Origin of the sequence: Mesorhizobium loti (assembly GCF_003148495.1) — a bacterium.
In the GTDB taxonomy this organism is placed as follows: Bacteria; Pseudomonadota; Alphaproteobacteria; order Rhizobiales; family Rhizobiaceae; genus Mesorhizobium; species Mesorhizobium loti.
In genome coordinates, this window is record NZ_QGGH01000004.1 from 1 (window position 1) to 15,118 (window position 15,118).

Sequence of the window (15,118 nt, forward strand, 5' to 3'; positions counted from 1 at the left end):
GCTCCAGCGCATGGCCGATCCCGCGGAGATCGCGGCGGTGGCTGCCTTTCTCGCGTCGTCGGACAGCAGCTTCATGACCGCCAGCGAAGTCGCCGTCGACGGCGGCCTGGCGCAACTCTGACCCCGGCGCGATCCCGCATCTGGGCAGCACAACGAAGGATACAACATTATGAAAAAACTTGAAGGCAAAGTCGCAGTCATCACGGGCGGAAGCAGCGGGATCGGGTTGGCCACCGCCAAGCGCTTCGTGGAGGAAGGTGCGCACGTCGTGATCACCGGGCGACGGCAGAAAGAGTTGAAGGAGGCTGCGGGCTTCATCGAGAGAAACGTTACGACGGTCGTGGGTGACGTGTCGCGCTTGGAGGACCTGGACCGGCTCTATGCCGTCGTGAAGGAGAAACATGGTCACATCGACGTTCTCTTCGCGAACGCTGGCGCGGGGACAATCGCACCGCTCGCAGTAGCTACTGAGGCCCACTTCGATCAGACCTTCGACGTGAACGTGAAGGGGCTGTTCTTCACGGTGCAGAAGGCCCTTCCCCTCTTCAAAGACGGCGGTTCGATTATTCTGAATTCTTCGGTTTCGAACGTGTTGGGGTTGCCGGGGTTTAGCACATACGCCGCGAGTAAGGCGGCAGTGCGCAACTTCTCGCGCGCTTGGACACTGGAACTGAAAGACCGCAAAATCCGAGTGAATACGATGAGCCCCGGAGCAATCGAGACCCCCGCGTTGGAGACAACAACGGGCCTTACCCCTGAGCAAGCCGAGCAAGCGGTCGCCCAGTTTGCTTCACAGATCCCAATGGGTCGCAGGGGCAAACCAGAGGAAATCGCGGCAGCTGTCACGTTCCTCGCCTCCGATGATAGTTCTTACATCACCGGTGTGGATCTCGCCGTTGATGGAGGCATGGCGCAGGTCTGACCCCGGCGCGGTCCCGTGGCTGGCCCTTCAGCCCCGCCAGTAGTGACCCCGCTTCTCAAACGTTAGTTCCAACACAAGATAGGAATAGGAGAAGCATTATGGGCTACGCAATCATCGGCTTCGGCAATATCGGCCGAGCACTGGCCAAGGCGTTTGCTCGCAAAGGCATCGACGTGTCCGTTGCAACCACGCGCGACCCGGAAAGCTTTGCAGCCGATGCGGCCGCGATCGGGCCCACGGTCATTCCAAAAACACTGGCGGACGCAGTCAAGGCGGACATCATCTTTTTGGCTGTCCGTTTCGAGTCGCACCCGGAGGTCGCCAAGGCGCTCGCCACCTGGCAGGGGAAGACCATCATCGATGTGACCAATGCCTACGGCGTGCCCCCCGAAAAACTGGGGGGACAGCCTTCTTCCAAGTTCGTTGCACAGGCATTCTCTGGTGCAAGGCTGGTCAAGGGCTTCAACCATTTGATAGCTGCCACCCTTGACCAAGACCCGGCCGTGCATGGTGGCAGGAGAGTCGTGTTCCTGGCGAGCGACGATGACGCTGCCGCAGCGGAGATCGGTGCGCTCGCGGAAAATCTCGGTTTCTCGCCGATCAAGCTTGGCGGGCTGTCGGAAGGTGGGCTGCTCGTCCAGGCGCGCGGAAATAGCTGGGGTCAGCTGATCTTCAAGGACCTGGTCAAGTTCGATTGATGAACACGACTGCCAACCGGCATGGCCACGATGCACGGATCGGATCGAGCGTGATGCGATCCGAAATGGAGAAATTCCCATGAGCATTGAGAGGAACATCCAGACCGTGAGGGACTTCTTCGCCGCGATCGGCCGCGGCGACAGGGAGGCTCTGCTGGCGCTGGTCGCCGAAGACATCGAGTGGATCATTCCGGGCCAGGACTGGCCGCTGGCCGGAACGCGCCACGGACACGCCGGGCTGGCGGATTTGCTTGAGACGGCATCCAAGTCGATAGAAACGTCCACTGAACCTCGGGAGTTCGTGGCGCAAGGAGACCGGGTGTTGGTCCTCGGCGTCGCTACGGGGAGGATCAAAGCCACAAACAAGACGTTCGAGGACGACTGGATCTTCGCCATCACGGTCCAGGACGGTAGACTGACCAAAATCCGTGAATACGTTGACACGCAAGCGCTGGCCCGGGCCTCGCAGTTGGACGCGCCCGGGCCGGCTTAGAGCTGGCAGACTGCGGCCGACGGTTCGGGTGAATCAGCCGAAAACCGCCTCATTGTTCGCCGCGCACTCGTCGAATGCCCAACCGTAAAGGAGATTCCGATGTACGACCAATCCAAGCTATCCGAGTTGACCCGGTTCGCACGTATAGATGCGGGCTCCACCGTCATTGACGTGTACCCAGGCGACGGAGACTGGACGCGCCTGTTCTCCGACGTCGTGGGACCCAAAGGGCGAGTCTTCAGCTTTGTGCCGGCCGAAGTCGCCCACTTCAAGAACGATCCGGTCGGCCGCATCCAGACGCTCTCGAAGGAGCCGGGCCGAGGGAACGTCGAGGCCGTCTCAGCGGACCTCGTGGCGATGTCAGAGGTCACGCAACCAGCGGATGTGCTGTGGCTGCACCTGTTCTACCACGATCTCCACACCGCGCTGATCCAGGCGAGGGGCGCGACGGCGGCCGACTTCAATCGAGCCGTCTACGATCGGCTGAAGCCTGGTGGGTCCTACGTCATCGTAGACCACGCCGCCGGCGTCGGGGCGGGCACGAGCGACGCCCAGTCGCTGCATCGGATTGAGCCTGCATCTGTTCGCGAGGAGGTCGAGGCGGCCGGCTTTGTACTGGACGCGGAAAGCACCATCCTCGCGAACAATGATGATGCGCATTCGATCAAGGTGTTTGATCCCTCGATCAAGGGCGAGACCGATCGCTTCGCCTACCGATTTTTGAAGATCTAACACTGAGCTATTCGCCAACGATGAGGTCGGCACTCTTACGGGACGCGGCTTTGACAAGTGCGACGACCGATTGTGGGTTGGTTTCGGAACGACAGCTCACCGCAGAAGCTGGTTGAAACCGGATCGTCCGCTGTCGGCGGCGGGTTCAACCGATCGCTGCAACACACTCAGCGAACTTCTCCGCTGGGGTCTGATAGAGCAAGGTCTTTCTGGGGCGTTCGTTGAGCTGCCGCGCGATGGCGCTGAGCTTTGCCTGGCTGTGCAGGGACAGGTCGGTGCCACGTGGCAGATATTGGCGCAGCAGTCGGTTGGTGTTTTCATTCGAGCCGCGCTGCCAGGGTGATCGAGGATCGCAGAAGTAGACCTCGACGTCCGTGGCCAGTGTCAGCCGCTGGTGGTCGGCAAGCTCTTTGCCTCGGTCCCATGTCAGCGATTGATAGAGTTCCCCGGGCAATTTCTGCGACTGCTTGATTAGGGCTGAGACGACGCTTTCGGTATCTTTGTTGGCGACCTTGATCAGCATCACATAGCGCGAGTGACGCTCGACCAGCGTCGCCACGTAGCTGTTCTTGGACCCGCCGATGAGGTCGCCCTCCCAGTGGCCGGGAACTGCTCGATCTTCGACGGTTGCGGGCCGTTCGCTGATGGAGATTGCATCCTTGATCTGGCCCAGCCCACTCCGCTTCATGCTGGCGTGCCGGGAACGGCGGATCGTGCGCCTGGCTCTAAGATGCTCCAGCAGCTCCTTTTTCAGCACTCCACGTGCCTGGATGAACAGGCTGCGATAGATCGTTTCGTGCGACACCTGGTTATGCGGCTCCCCTGGGTAGGTGCGCTTGAGCCAGCCGGCAATCTGCTCTGGCGACCATTTCCGCTGCAGCTTGACCGATACTGTCCGGGCTAGGGACGGACAGCAAGCCAGCTTGCACAGCTTGGGGCGCAGGGCCCGATCCCAAGCGGCGTGATCGGAACGTGCTGCTCTATACCGATCAGGCCCGCCATTGCGAAGGATCTCACGACTGATCGTGGACGGCGATCGACCCAGTGTGTGGGCGATCGAACGCAAAGAGCACCGCGTACTGAGCCCTCGGGATATCTCCTCCCGCTCGCCCCTTGGGCGCCCGTCGCCGCTCGGCTGGGCGAATGCCGCCGGCTGGGGAGATCACCGAGAACACCGATGATGACGCCCGATCAAACCGCCGCCCAATCGACTTCATCGACTCGCCAGCCTGCCATCGATCCCAGATCTCCGATCGCTGGACAGCAGAATAATAGATGCGACGTCGCTGCTTCATGGCCCACACTCCATCTTTGATGAAAGACTAGTGTGTTGCCCTCACCGATTGAGCCCACCGCCCATCCCGGTCATTCGACAACCGGTGGCGAATGACTGTTCTGATTTAATGTAGTTACTGCGCGTGCCAGCCTCGGGCTTCCGCTGCCCACCCGTCTCAGCCATTGGCGGCAGTCAGTTGATTGAGTTTTGACCCAAACCCACTTCGACTGACCTTTACTCCTTTGCCGCCGCCTTGATATCCAGCAGCCCGTAGCCAAAATCATTGTCGCGTCCCTTGGGGCCGAGATCCCTGGCCGTTGCCGCCAGCGCCTTTTCGATGTCGTCGGCCGAGCGGTCGGGCGCGGCATGGATGAGATTGGCGATGGCGCCGCTCACGATCGCAGCCGCAAACGAGGTGCCGGTGACCACGTCCGAGCCGGCGCCGCTCGGTGCCACCATCTCGACGCCGGGCGCCGAGATGAAGACATAGGCGCCGCGATTGGCCTGCGGCATCAGCCCGTCCTTCGCGTCGGTGGCGGTTACCGCGATGACGCCGTCGAAGGCGGCCGGATAACCGTAGGGTGCTTTCGGCCCGTTGTTGCCGGCGGCAGCTACCAGCACCATGCCGAGCGCGCGGGCATTGCGGCAGGCGATGCCGAGCAGGTCGTTCTTCGGCCCGACAAAGCTCATGTTGATGATGCGAACGTCTTGGCTCGCCGCCCAGTCGAGCGCCGCCAGGATGACGTCCATGGTCGACTTGCCGCCCTCGAAGGCACGGGCGTGGTAGATCCTGGCCCCGGGCGCCATGCCCTCCAGCGCGCCGACGCCGGCGATCAGGCCGTCGATAGACGTACCGTGATCGCGCTTTTCGATCGGCACGTCGGGCATGGCGTCGAACTGCCCGGCAATGACGCCTGACAGCGCCGGATTGGTGTCGTCGATGCCGGTGTCTATGACCGCGATGCGGACGTTTTCGCCGCTCGCCTGTTTGGCATCGAGGGCGATGCGGTCGAAGGCATAATTGACGATGCCGGCGGCCTGCTGCAGCGAATAGACATGGTTGGGCTCGCGCCGCTGGGTGCGGCCGTCGGCAGCCAGTTGCGCCAGCACGACGCCGACGGGCCGGCCGTCGGGAATTCCGAAGCGCACCAGCGTGGTGCCAAGCAGCCGCGACTGGCGCTGTGAGCGCACCTGCAGGCCGAAGGAGGCGGCGATCTGCTGGACCGCGCCGGCATCGCCGTCGACGGTCACCAGCACCTCGTCGGGCACGAAATCGCCAACCACCGCGCGCGGTGGCTGAACGGCGATGAGATCGGTCGGCGAGACGATCGGGCCACTAGTAGGCGGAGGGCCTGCCTGAGTGTCGGCAGGTGGCGTCGCCGGTTCTGGCCGTGGCGTCGGCACCGGTGCCGGAGGTGCCGCCGGGTTGGGGAACAGGTCGACGATCAGCGCCGGCAGGAACACCGCGCCGGACTGCGCCGCATCCGATCCGCTCTTTGTGTCAGTGCCATCCTTGGCGCAGTCGGCTCCCGCCGCGTTGGTCCCGTTGCGGCAGTCGATTTTCGTCTGATCTGGATTGGGGTCGTTGGTTTGCGCTGACGCAGGCACGGCGGCGATTGTCATCGCCGCCGCAAGCATTGCCGCAAATCGAATGACTGCCTCAGCCGCCATCAACCGGTTTCCTTCCCTCGATCACAGTCTCCGTAAAAGGCTGGGCGGCAATAAGGCCGATTTGCTTCGTGTAGTCGGCTGCGTTGGCGGCCGGCATGCCAAGCCGGAACACGCCGTCGGCGGTCGGTCCACCGATGATCTTCAGACCGTTGCTGCCGAGGAACCCCGAAATGTCCGACATCCTTGCATCCGGCTTGAACTTGACCAGGGCGAACGGCATTTTCGCCAGATCGTCTTCAGCGCCGGCAATCTCGAAATCATTTCCCTTGCCGCCAGGCTCGACAAACGACTGCACCATGACCAGGGCCAGCAGAACCGCGGCCGCGGCCCAGGCGACACCGACCGGCACCGCCATGAAGCGGCCCCAGGCCTGCGCCAGCCAGGATGAACCTGCCGGCTTGCGCGCAGGTCCAGCCTCGGCGTCCAACGCCTTGGCGAAGCGGCTGAGTGCATCGGCCGGCGGCCGGATCGCTTCGTTGGCGGCCGTGGCGCCGGAGAATTCGGCTTCCGCCTCGCCAAGGGCGGCAAGTGCGGCCGGATCGCTGGCCAGCCATTCTTCGATCGCTTCCAGATCCGAACCTTCCAGCGAGCCGTTCAGATAGAACGGCAGCAGCGTTTCCATTTGATCGCGGCGCGACATCTTTTCAGCGGCACTCATGGCCACCCCCTGTCGTAACCGGCGGCCTTGAGGGCTTCGCCGAGTTTCTTGCGGGCGTAGAACATCCGGGTCTTGACCGTCGCGACCGGAATGTCGAGCACCTCGCCGATCTCGCTCACCGACTGTCCGTGATAATAGGCAAGGTCGATCACAACGCGATGCTCTTCCGGCAAGGCGTCGACGAAGCGTCGCAAGGCGGCGGCCTTGTCTTCCTTCATGGTGACGACTTCCGGCGTGTCGGCGCCGTCGGGCACCGCGGCGGCGGCCTCGTCGTCGATCCAGTCTTCCTTCTTCTTGCGCAGCAAGGACAGCGCCTTGAAACGGGCGATGCCGAGCAGCCATGTCGAGACTTCGGAGCGTCCCTCGAAGCCTGGCGCCTGGCGCCACAGTTCGAGGAACACTTCATTGGCGATATCGTCAGCCATCATTTCCGATCCCGTCTGGCGCGCCACGAAGCGGTAGACCCGCGCGTGGTGACGCATGAACAGGAGCCGCACGGCGGCACGGTCGCCCTTCGCGACCCGGTCGACGAGCGCGCGATCGGTCTCCGTCGCTGCCGTCATGGCCGGTTGAGCCGCCTGGCTCCTGTCTGCTCTGTCGCCGATCGGTCCAAAAAGGTTCATCCTCCGCCAAGGAATTTTGCGGAGGCTAACCGAAGTCATTAGGTGTTGCCAGAGGCAGGACCTTCCCTTCTCCCACAACAAGGGGAGAAGGGAAGAGCTCTGCGACCCGCTTCTCACCCCAAGAACGGCTTCGCCTTCATCGTCGCTGGCACGGGAACACCCAGCCGGCTCAGCACTGTCGGCGCCAGCTGCAGCTGGTCGAGCAGGGTGTCAGCCTGCGGACCCTTGCCGGCCCCGAAATAATACAGCGCGAAATCCTGCATCTCGTCGTCATGGCCGCCATGATGGCCACGATCGGTCTGGCCGTGGTCGGCGGTGACCATGACCTCGTAGCCGGCTTCGATCCAGCGCGGCAGGAAGGCCGCCAGCATGCCGTCCATCGCATAGACGGCATGGTCCATCTCGTGGCAGTCATGGCCGAAGCGGTGGCCCATCGAATCCAGCGTGCAGGTGTGCAGGATGCCGTAGTCGATGCCGTGGCGTTTGGTCAGCATGGTCAGGGTCGCGAATAGGTCGACGTCGCTCGGCGTCATCTGGTTGCGAGCGTTGTAGCCGGTCATGGTGTGGAAGCGGCCATGCGTGATCGGCCCGCTCGGCTCGTCGAATTCCATGTCCTCGACCAGGTCGAACGGATAGGCGCGGAAGAACTCCGACCAGTAGGAATGTGTCACCGCACCCGTCTTGCCGCCCGCCTTGCTGACTTCGGAGAAGATATCGGGCTGCGCGACGCGGAACCGGTTCTCGTTGGACAGGATGCCGTGCACCTGCGGCGAAACCCCGGTATGGATCGAGGCGTAGCAGCAGGCCGAGGTCGACGGCAGCACGGAGCGCATCTTCCAGACCCGCGCCTCGCCCGATTGCACCCAGCCTTCGAGGTTGCCCATCAGCCGGCGCCAATTGCGATAGGGCACGCCGTCGAGGATGATCAGCAAAAGCTTGGATTTGAGCGCCATGGGCGGCTCCTTGCAATTTGGCAGTTGAAACGGGAACGCCGTGTGCCGTTTGGGCACACAGCGTTCTTGATAAATGAAATCGGACGATCAGATTTCGGCTAAGCGTTGAGCCAGCACTCGCCGAGCGCGTAGCCGTCCATCATTTCGCCGATCGGGCTCTTGGCAAAGCCGCTGATCTTGTTGGTGGCGGCAGCGTCGATGAACTGGTTGAAGAAAGGCACGATCAGCCCGCCTTCGTCGCGCATCATCACCGCCATGTCGTGGTAGATCGCCTTGCGTTTGGCCTGGTCGAGTTCGCCGCGCGCGGCAAACAGCATCTTGTCGAATTCCGGCCGCTTGAACCGCGTGTCGTTCCAGTCGGCGGTTGAGACATAGCCGGTGGAGTACATCTGGTCCTGCGTGGCGCGTCCGCCCCAGTAGGAGAGCGAGAAGGGCTGCTTGTTCCAGACCTCCGACCAGTAGCCGTCGCCGGGCTCGCGCTTGATCTCGATCTTGATGCCGGCCTTGGCGCAGGACTGCTGATAGAGCTGGGCGGCATCGACGGCGCCCGGGAAGGCGACGTCCGAGGTGCGCAGCACGATCGAGCCGCTATGGCCTGACTTCTTGTAGGCCGCCGCCGCCTTCTCCGGGTCGAACTTGCGCTGTTCGATGTCGGTGGAAAACAGCGGATAGGCCTCGTTGATCGGGAAGTCGTTGCCGACCGAGCCATAGCCGCGCAGGATCTTTTCCAGCATCTCCTCGCGGTCCATGGCAAGTTTCAGCGCCATCCGCAGGTCGCTGCTGTCGAAGGGGGCTGTGTCGCAGAACATGTTGAACGGGTAATAGCCCTTGCCCGATACGTTCTCGATGGTGACGCCCGCGATGCGCTTGACCAGATCCACGACCTTGGGCTCGACGCGGTTGATCATGTGCACCTGACCACCCTGCAAGGCTGCAAGCCGTGCGGTCGCATCGTTGATGACGACGATCTCGATCTGGTCGGCATGGCCGGCCTTGTCGCCTTGCCAGTAATTGGCGAAGCGCTCGCCGCCATGGCGCACGCCTGGCTGGTTGACGGTGACCTTGTAGGGGCCGGCGCTGATGCCGGCATTCGGGTTGTCCTTGCCGCCATTCGGCTGGATGACGAGATGGTAGTCGGCCATCAGATAGGGGAAGTCGGCATCGGCGTCGCCAAGCGTGACGATCACTTCCTTGCCGCTCGCCTTGACGCCCTTGATGTTCTTGAGGATGCCGAGCGCGCCCGACTTCGACTTCTCGTCGGCATGGCGCTCGATGGTGGCCGCGATGTCCTCGGCGGTGACGGTCTTGCCATTGTGGAACTCGATGCCGTCGCGCACCTTGATCGTCCAGGTCTTGGCGTCCTTGGCGGCGCCGATCTCCTCGGCGATCAGATTTATCAGGCTGTTGTCGGGCATTAGCCGGACAAGGTATTCGCCCCACTGCTTGCCGAAGCTGTAGGTGACCTGGCTGAGGTTGAGCGCCGGGTCGAGGCTGTTGGTCGATTCGCCGCCTTGCAGGCCGGCCTTGATTGTTCCTCCCTTGACGGGTGTCTGGGCAAAAGCCTTGCCAGCCAGTGTCGTTGCCAGTGCCGCCGAGACGCCAAGGGCGGCGGTGCGGCCGAGGAAGTCGCGGCGCGATATCCGGCCCTGGCCGGCGAGCTCGGCGAGATGGTCGAGTTCAGTCTTCATGTCCTACCCCTTTTAAGAAAAAAAATTGTACGGGCGCTGCCCGTCCGCAGGACGTGTGGCGCTGTAGTGTTGCATCCGGATGACGGCCGCCGGCTCCCCTGACCCTAGCGGACCGCTGGCTTGCCAGAGCAATTCCAGGAAAAGTGTGAAACGGTTTTCCCGGGAAAAGCGCATAGCGCGCTTTCCCTTGGGAATTGCGTCAAAACAAAGAGTTAGAGCGGTTCGCCGTTCCGTGAAACGCTGAACTGCCCTAGTTCCCCGCGCTGGCCATGCGCCGTCCCTTGATCGCCTTTTCCAGCCAGCCGATCTCCATCTCGGGGACCGATGACAAGAGAAGGTCGGTATAGGCGTCGAAGGGCGGCGCCAGCACCTGGCTCTTGGGGCCGTAGCGCACCACCTCGCCGCGATACATCACCGCGATCGAATCGGCGATCGACTTCACCGTCGCCAAGTCGTGGGTGATGAAGAGATAGGCGACGTTCTCCTCCTTCTGCAGCTCGAGCAGCAGCTCGAGGATGCCGTGAGCGACCAGCGGGTCGAGCGCCGATGTCACCTCGTCGCAGATGATCAGCTTCGGCTTGGCGGCAAGCGAACGGGCGATGCAGACCCGCTGCTTCTGGCCGCCGGAAAGCTCGGCCGGGTAGCGGTCGGAAAAGCCCTTGCCCATCTCGATCTTGTCGAGCAGTTCGGCAACGCGCTTGTCGCGTTCGCGGCCGCGTATGCCGAAATAGAACTCCAGCGGGCGGCCGATGATGGTGCCGACGGTCTGGCGCGGATTCATTGCCACGTCGGGCATCTGATAGATCATCTGCAGCTGGCGCAGATCCTCCTTCGGTCGATCGGCCAGACGGTTTGCCAGCGGGCGCCCGTCGAAGGTGACGGTGCCCTGTTCGGGCGGCAGCAGGCCGGTGATGGCGCGCGCCAGCGTCGACTTGCCCGAGCCCGACTCGCCGACGACGGCAAGCGTCTGTCCCGGATAGATGTCGACCGACACGTTCTTCAGCACCTTGATCTGGCTGCGGCCATAGGCGGCGGTGACGTTCTTCACCGACAGGAACGGCGTCATGCCGGGCTTCTGCTCGGCATGTTCGATCTCATGCACCGACACCAGCGCGTTGGTGTATTCCTGGCGCGGCTCCTTGATGATCTGCCTTGTGCCGCCCCATTCGACCAGCCGGCCATGGCGCAACACCATGATCTCGTCCGAGACCTGGGCGACGACGGCAAGGTCGTGCGTGATATAGAGTGCCGCCACGTGGGTGTCGCGGATGGCGTCCTTGATCGCCGCCAGCACGTCGATCTGCGTCGTCACGTCGAGCGCGGTTGTCGGCTCGTCGAAGACGATCAGGTCCGGCTCGGAGCACAGCGCCATCGCCGTCATCACGCGCTGCAGCTGGCCGCCCGAGACCTGGTGCGGAAAGCGCTCGCCGATGGTTTCGGGATTTGGCAGGCTGAGCTTCTTGAACAGCGCAACGGCGCGCTTCTCGGCCTCGGCACGCGTCGCCGTGCCGTGCAGCAGCGTGGCTTCCACCACCTGGTCCATCAGCCTGTGCGCCGGATTGAAGGCGGCTGCCGCCGACTGCGCGACATAGCAGACCTCGCGGCCGCGCAATTTGCGGAAGCCATCCTTGCCGCCCTTGAGGATGTCGCGGCCATTCAGGATGACCTCGCCGCCGGTGATGCGCACGCCACCGCGGCCATAGCCCATCGACGACAGACCGATGGTCGACTTGCCGGCCCCGGATTCGCCGATCAGGCCGAGCACCTTGCCCTTCTCTAACGTCAGCGAGACATCGTGCACCAGCACGATGTTCTTCGGCGGTTCGCCGGGCGGGAAGACGGTGGCCTCGATGCGCAGATTGCGGATGTCGAGCAGCAGGCCGGGTTTCGCTTTGCTGTCGGCCATCACCCGCGTCCTCCCTTGAGGCTTGTCGTCCGGTTGAGCACCCAGTCGGCGACCAGGTTGACGGAAATCGCCAGCAGGGCGATCGCCGCCGCTGGGATGAGTGCCGCCGCGATGCCGAAGACGATGCCGTCCTTGTTTTCCTTGACCATGCCGCCCCAGTCGGCGTCCGGTGGCTGCACGCCAAGGCCGAGGAACGACAGCGTCGACAGGAACAGCACGGCGTAGATGAAGCGCAGGCCGAGTTCGGATACCAGCGGCGACAGCGCATTGGGCAGGATCTCGCGGAAGATGATCCAGGCGCTGCCTTCACCGCGCAGTTTCGCTGCCTCGACATAGTCCATGACATTGATGTCGACGGCGACGGCGCGCGACAGGCGATAGACGCGGGTCGAGTCGAGAATGCCCATCACCAGGATCAGCGTCACCAAATTGGTCGGCAGCACCGAGAGCACGACGAGACCCATGATCAGCGTCGGGATCGACATCAAAAGGTCGACGAGACGGGACAGCAGCGTGTCGAACCAGCCGCCGAAGACGGCCGCCGAGAAGCCGAGGATGGCGCCGAGCGAGAACGACAGCGCGGTGGCCAGCACCGCGATGAACAGGGTGATGCGGGCGCCGTAGATCATGCGCGAAAGCAGATCGCGGCCGAGATTGTCGGTCCCGAGCAAATGGGTCGCCGACATAGGTTCCCAGACATCGCCGACGATTTCGCCATTGCCGTGCGGCGCAATCCACGGTGCGAAGACCGCCGCCAGCACGAACAGTGCCGTCAGGATTATGCCGATCAGTGCGGGGATGGGGATGCGTTTGATATCGAGCATATCCGCCCCCTATTTCGGATGTCTGAGACGCGGATTGGCGACGATCGCCGCTATGTCCGCAATGATGTTCAGGCTGATGTAGACTGCGGCGAAGATCAGGCCGACCGCCTGGACCACCGGCACGTCGCGTTTGGTGACGTGGTCGACCAGATACTGTCCCATGCCCGGATAGACGAAGATCACCTCGACGACGACGACACCGACGATGAGATAAGCGAGGTTGAGCATGACGACATTGATGATCGGCGCGATGGCATTGGGGAAGGCGTGCTTGCGGATGACGTTGAAGGCCGACAGGCCTTTCAGTTCCGCCGTCTCGACATAGGCCGACTGCATGACATTGAGGATCGCCGCACGTGTCATGCGCATCATGTGGGCGAGCACGACCAGCGTCAGCGCCGTCGCCGGCAGCGCGATCGCCTGCATCCGCTCGCCGAACGGCATGCCGTCATAGACGGTCGAAATGCCGGGGAATATCTGCCATTTCACGGCGAAGAAATAGACGAGCACATAGCCGATGAAGAATTCGGGGAAGGAGGTCGAGGCGAGTGCCAGTCCGGAGATCAGCTTGTCGACCCAGCCGTTGCGGTAGCGCACCGCGATCAGGCCGAGGATGATCGCCAGCGGCACGGCGACGATCGCCGCCCAGAAGGCGAGGAACAGCGTGTTCCACAGCCGTCCCTTGATCGACGTGGCGATATCCTGCCCGCTCGACATAGCCGTGCCGAGATCGCCGGTCAGCACGCCGCCCAGCCAATGGAAATACCTGAGATAGGCTGGCTGGTTGAGCCCGAGTTGCTCGCGCAGGTTGGCGAGCGACTCCGGCGTCGCCGACTGTCCGAGAATGGCTTGCGCGACGTCGCCGGGAAGGATCTGGGTGCCGGCGAAGATCAGGACCGAAACGGCCAACAAGAGGAGAATGCCCAGCGCAACGCGCTGGGCCACCAATTTCAAGATGGGTGAGGACATATCCGCAAGGCCAAGCTCAGGCTTCGAGCCAGCACTTCGCCAGCGCGTAGCCGTTCATCAGCTCCTGATGTGGATCGTCGACCCAGCCGCCGACCTTGGCGCCGGTCGCGTCGATGAACTGGTTGAACATCGGCAGGATCAGGCCACCGTCGTCGCGCACCATGACGGCCATGTCGTGGTACATCTGCTTGCGCTTGGCCTCATCGAGCTCGGCGCGCGCCGCCAGCACCATCTTGTCGAAATCCGGACGGATGAAACGCGTGTCGTTCCAGTCGGCGGTCGACAGATAGGCGGTCGAGTACATCTGGTCCTGGGTCGAGCGGCCGCCCCAATAGGAAGCGCAGAAGGGCTGCTTGTTCCAGACCTCGTTCCAGTAGCCGTCGCCGGGCTCGCGCTTGATCTCGAGCGTGATGCCGGCCTTGGCCGCGCTCTGCTGGAAGAGCTGCGCTGCATCGACGGCGCCGGGGAAGGCGACATCCGAAGTGCGCAGCAGCACCGAGCCGTCGTGACCAGATTTCTTGAAGTGGAACTTGGCCTTGTCCGGGTCGTACTTGCGCTGCTCGATCTCGGTGAACAGCGGATAGGACGCATTGATCGGGAAGTCGTTGCCGAGCGAGCCGTAGCCGCGCAGGATCTTGTCCAGCATTTCCTCGCGGTCGATCGCCAGCTTCAGTGCCATGCGCAAATCGGCGTTGTCGAACGGCGCCGTGTTGCAATGCATGATGAACACGTAGTGGCCGGGACCCGCGTGGTTGCGGATGGTAACGCCCGGCAGGCGCTTGATCAGGTCGACGATCTTCGGCTCGACGCGGTTGATCATGTTGACCTGGCCGCCCTGCAGGGCGGCCGTGCGCGCCGTCGCGTCGTTGATGACGATGACCTCGATCTGGTCGGCATGGCCCATCTTGTCGCCTTGCCAGTAATTGGCGAAGCGCTCGGCGCCATGGCGCACGCCGGGCTCATTGGTCTTGACCACGTAAGGGCCGGCCGAGATGCCGGCATCTGGCTTGTCCTTGCCGCCGTTCGGCTGGACGATCAGGTGATAGTCGCTGAGCAGGTAGGGAAGGTCGGCGTTCGCCTCCTTCAGCGTCAGCACCACTTCCTTGCCACTGGCCTTGATGGTTTCGATGCCCTTCATGTAGCCGAGCGCGCCGGATTTCGACTTCTCGTCGGAATGGCGCTCGAGTGTGGCGGCCACGTCCTCAGCGGTCACCGTCTTGCCGTTGTGGAATTCGACGCCGTCGCGGATCTTCAGCGTCCACACCTTGGCGTCGTCTGACGAGCCGATCTCCTCGGCGATGCGGTTCTCGAGCTTGCCCTCGGGGGACAGCTCGACGATCATTTCGCCCCAGCACTTGCCGAAGGCGAACGGCACCTGTGTCATCATCAGCGCCGGATCGAGGCTGTTGGTGGATTCACCACCGACCAGGCCGGCCTTCAGCGTGCCGCCCTTGACCGGGCCTGCCGCGCGCGCAGCACTTGAAAGCAGCGAGTTGGCGAAGGGTGCGGAGACACCGAGCGCTGCCGCCCGGCCGAGAAAATCACGACGGCTCAGCTTGCCCGATGCGACACGCCGGCTAAGGAATTCGAGTTCGTTTGACATATTGAGTTCCTCACTCTGTTGGTTCGACTCTGCGGTCGTTTTTCTTGTTTCTTGTGAGGAGAATAATGACCGCAAGGGAAAGCGGTAAGCAAGACCGAATGC

Annotated in this window: 14 protein-coding genes and 1 pseudogene; 5 read left to right on the top strand and 10 right to left on the bottom strand. The window is 62.9% G+C overall.

Annotation, left to right across the window (positions count from 1 at the left end):
* The 5 genes from C8D77_RS16975 to C8D77_RS16995 form a co-directional block, all read left to right on the top strand.
* A partial coding sequence (locus C8D77_RS16975) for an SDR family oxidoreductase (RefSeq protein WP_146211791.1) occupies positions 1-121 on the top strand: 121 nt, incomplete at its 5' end.
* A 48-nt stretch (positions 122-169) separates the two neighbouring features.
* On the top strand, positions 170-922 hold the full coding sequence (locus C8D77_RS16980; protein WP_109665523.1) for an SDR family NAD(P)-dependent oxidoreductase: 753 nt from the start codon (positions 170-172) through the stop codon (positions 920-922).
* Between the two features lie 98 nt (positions 923-1,020).
* Positions 1,021-1,620 (top strand): NADPH-dependent F420 reductase, encoded by a 600-nt coding sequence (locus C8D77_RS16985; RefSeq protein ID WP_109665528.1) that lies wholly within the window; start codon positions 1,021-1,023, stop codon positions 1,618-1,620.
* A 79-nt stretch (positions 1,621-1,699) separates the two neighbouring features.
* The gene (locus C8D77_RS16990; RefSeq protein ID WP_109665531.1) at positions 1,700-2,113 is read left to right on the top strand and encodes a nuclear transport factor 2 family protein; all 414 of its coding nucleotides are present in this window, start codon (positions 1,700-1,702) and stop codon (positions 2,111-2,113) included.
* A gap of 99 nt (positions 2,114-2,212) precedes the next feature.
* Positions 2,213-2,845 carry a class I SAM-dependent methyltransferase gene (locus C8D77_RS16995; RefSeq protein WP_109665537.1) on the top strand — a complete coding sequence of 211 codons (633 nt, stop codon included), beginning with the start codon at positions 2,213-2,215 and terminating at the stop codon, positions 2,843-2,845.
* Between the two features lie 145 nt (positions 2,846-2,990).
* Here C8D77_RS16995 and C8D77_RS17000 read toward each other — a convergent pair.
* From C8D77_RS17000 to C8D77_RS17045, 10 genes and pseudogenes are all read right to left on the bottom strand, one after another.
* Positions 2,991-4,140, bottom strand: a pseudogene (locus C8D77_RS17000) (IS30 family transposase).
* Positions 4,141-4,355: 215 nt separating this feature from the next.
* Positions 4,356-5,792: a S8 family serine peptidase gene (locus tag C8D77_RS17005; protein ID WP_109665541.1), complete on the bottom strand. Its 1,437-nt coding sequence runs from the start codon at positions 5,790-5,792 to the stop codon at positions 4,356-4,358.
* On the bottom strand, positions 5,782-6,450 hold the full coding sequence (locus tag C8D77_RS17010) for an anti-sigma factor (protein WP_109665545.1): 669 nt from the start codon (positions 6,448-6,450) through the stop codon (positions 5,782-5,784). Before C8D77_RS17010 ends, C8D77_RS17005 begins: the two co-directional genes overlap by 11 nt.
* Positions 6,447-7,013 (bottom strand): sigma-70 family RNA polymerase sigma factor, encoded by a 567-nt coding sequence (locus C8D77_RS17015; RefSeq protein ID WP_109666682.1) that lies wholly within the window; start codon positions 7,011-7,013, stop codon positions 6,447-6,449. Before C8D77_RS17015 ends, C8D77_RS17010 begins: the two co-directional genes overlap by 4 nt.
* 173 nt (positions 7,014-7,186) lie before the next feature.
* Complete coding sequence (locus C8D77_RS17020; RefSeq protein ID WP_109665548.1) at positions 7,187-8,026, bottom strand: alkaline phosphatase family protein; 840 nt, start codon at positions 8,024-8,026, stop codon at positions 7,187-7,189.
* Positions 8,027-8,124: 98 nt separating this feature from the next.
* Positions 8,125-9,714, bottom strand: coding sequence for an ABC transporter substrate-binding protein (locus C8D77_RS17025; RefSeq protein WP_109665553.1), 1,590 nt, complete (start codon positions 9,712-9,714; stop codon positions 8,125-8,127).
* 250 nt (positions 9,715-9,964) lie between these two features.
* Entirely contained in the window at positions 9,965-11,620 is a 1,656-nt protein-coding gene (locus C8D77_RS17030) for an ABC transporter ATP-binding protein (RefSeq protein ID WP_109665556.1), read from the bottom strand.
* Complete coding sequence (locus C8D77_RS17035) at positions 11,620-12,444, bottom strand: ABC transporter permease (protein ID WP_109665561.1); 825 nt, start codon at positions 12,442-12,444, stop codon at positions 11,620-11,622. Before C8D77_RS17035 ends, C8D77_RS17030 begins: the two co-directional genes overlap by 1 nt.
* Positions 12,445-12,453: 9 nt before the next feature.
* A complete protein-coding gene (locus tag C8D77_RS17040; protein ID WP_013528249.1) occupies positions 12,454-13,413 on the bottom strand; it encodes an ABC transporter permease in 960 nt (319 codons plus the stop codon).
* A 16-nt stretch (positions 13,414-13,429) separates the two neighbouring features.
* Complete coding sequence (locus C8D77_RS17045; protein WP_109665565.1) at positions 13,430-15,016, bottom strand: ABC transporter substrate-binding protein; 1,587 nt, start codon at positions 15,014-15,016, stop codon at positions 13,430-13,432.
* Between the last annotated feature and the right edge of the window lie 102 nt (positions 15,017-15,118).

Excerpts from the sequence above, each read along its gene's own strand:
- C8D77_RS17035 (WP_109665561.1), bottom strand. The coding sequence starts at position 12,444 with ATGCTCGATATCAAACGCATCCCCATCCCCGCACTGATCGGCATAATC.
- C8D77_RS17005 (WP_109665541.1), bottom strand. The coding sequence starts at position 5,792 with ATGGCGGCTGAGGCAGTCATTCGATTTGCGGCAATGCTTGCGGCGGCG.
- C8D77_RS17040 (WP_013528249.1), bottom strand. The coding sequence starts at position 13,413 with ATGTCCTCACCCATCTTGAAATTGGTGGCCCAGCGCGTTGCGCTGGGC.
- C8D77_RS16995 (WP_109665537.1), top strand. The coding sequence starts at position 2,213 with ATGTACGACCAATCCAAGCTATCCGAGTTGACCCGGTTCGCACGTATA.
- C8D77_RS17010 (WP_109665545.1), bottom strand. The coding sequence starts at position 6,450 with ATGAGTGCCGCTGAAAAGATGTCGCGCCGCGATCAAATGGAAACGCTG.
- C8D77_RS17015 (WP_109666682.1), bottom strand. The coding sequence starts at position 7,013 with ATGACGGCAGCGACGGAGACCGATCGCGCGCTCGTCGACCGGGTCGCG.
- C8D77_RS17025 (WP_109665553.1), bottom strand. The coding sequence starts at position 9,714 with ATGAAGACTGAACTCGACCATCTCGCCGAGCTCGCCGGCCAGGGCCGG.
- C8D77_RS17020 (WP_109665548.1), bottom strand. The coding sequence starts at position 8,026 with ATGGCGCTCAAATCCAAGCTTTTGCTGATCATCCTCGACGGCGTGCCC.
- C8D77_RS16990 (WP_109665531.1), top strand. The coding sequence starts at position 1,700 with ATGAGCATTGAGAGGAACATCCAGACCGTGAGGGACTTCTTCGCCGCG.
- C8D77_RS16980 (WP_109665523.1), top strand. The coding sequence starts at position 170 with ATGAAAAAACTTGAAGGCAAAGTCGCAGTCATCACGGGCGGAAGCAGC.
- C8D77_RS17030 (WP_109665556.1), bottom strand. The coding sequence starts at position 11,620 with ATGGCCGACAGCAAAGCGAAACCCGGCCTGCTGCTCGACATCCGCAAT.
- C8D77_RS16985 (WP_109665528.1), top strand. The coding sequence starts at position 1,021 with ATGGGCTACGCAATCATCGGCTTCGGCAATATCGGCCGAGCACTGGCC.
- C8D77_RS17045 (WP_109665565.1), bottom strand. The coding sequence starts at position 15,016 with ATGTCAAACGAACTCGAATTCCTTAGCCGGCGTGTCGCATCGGGCAAG.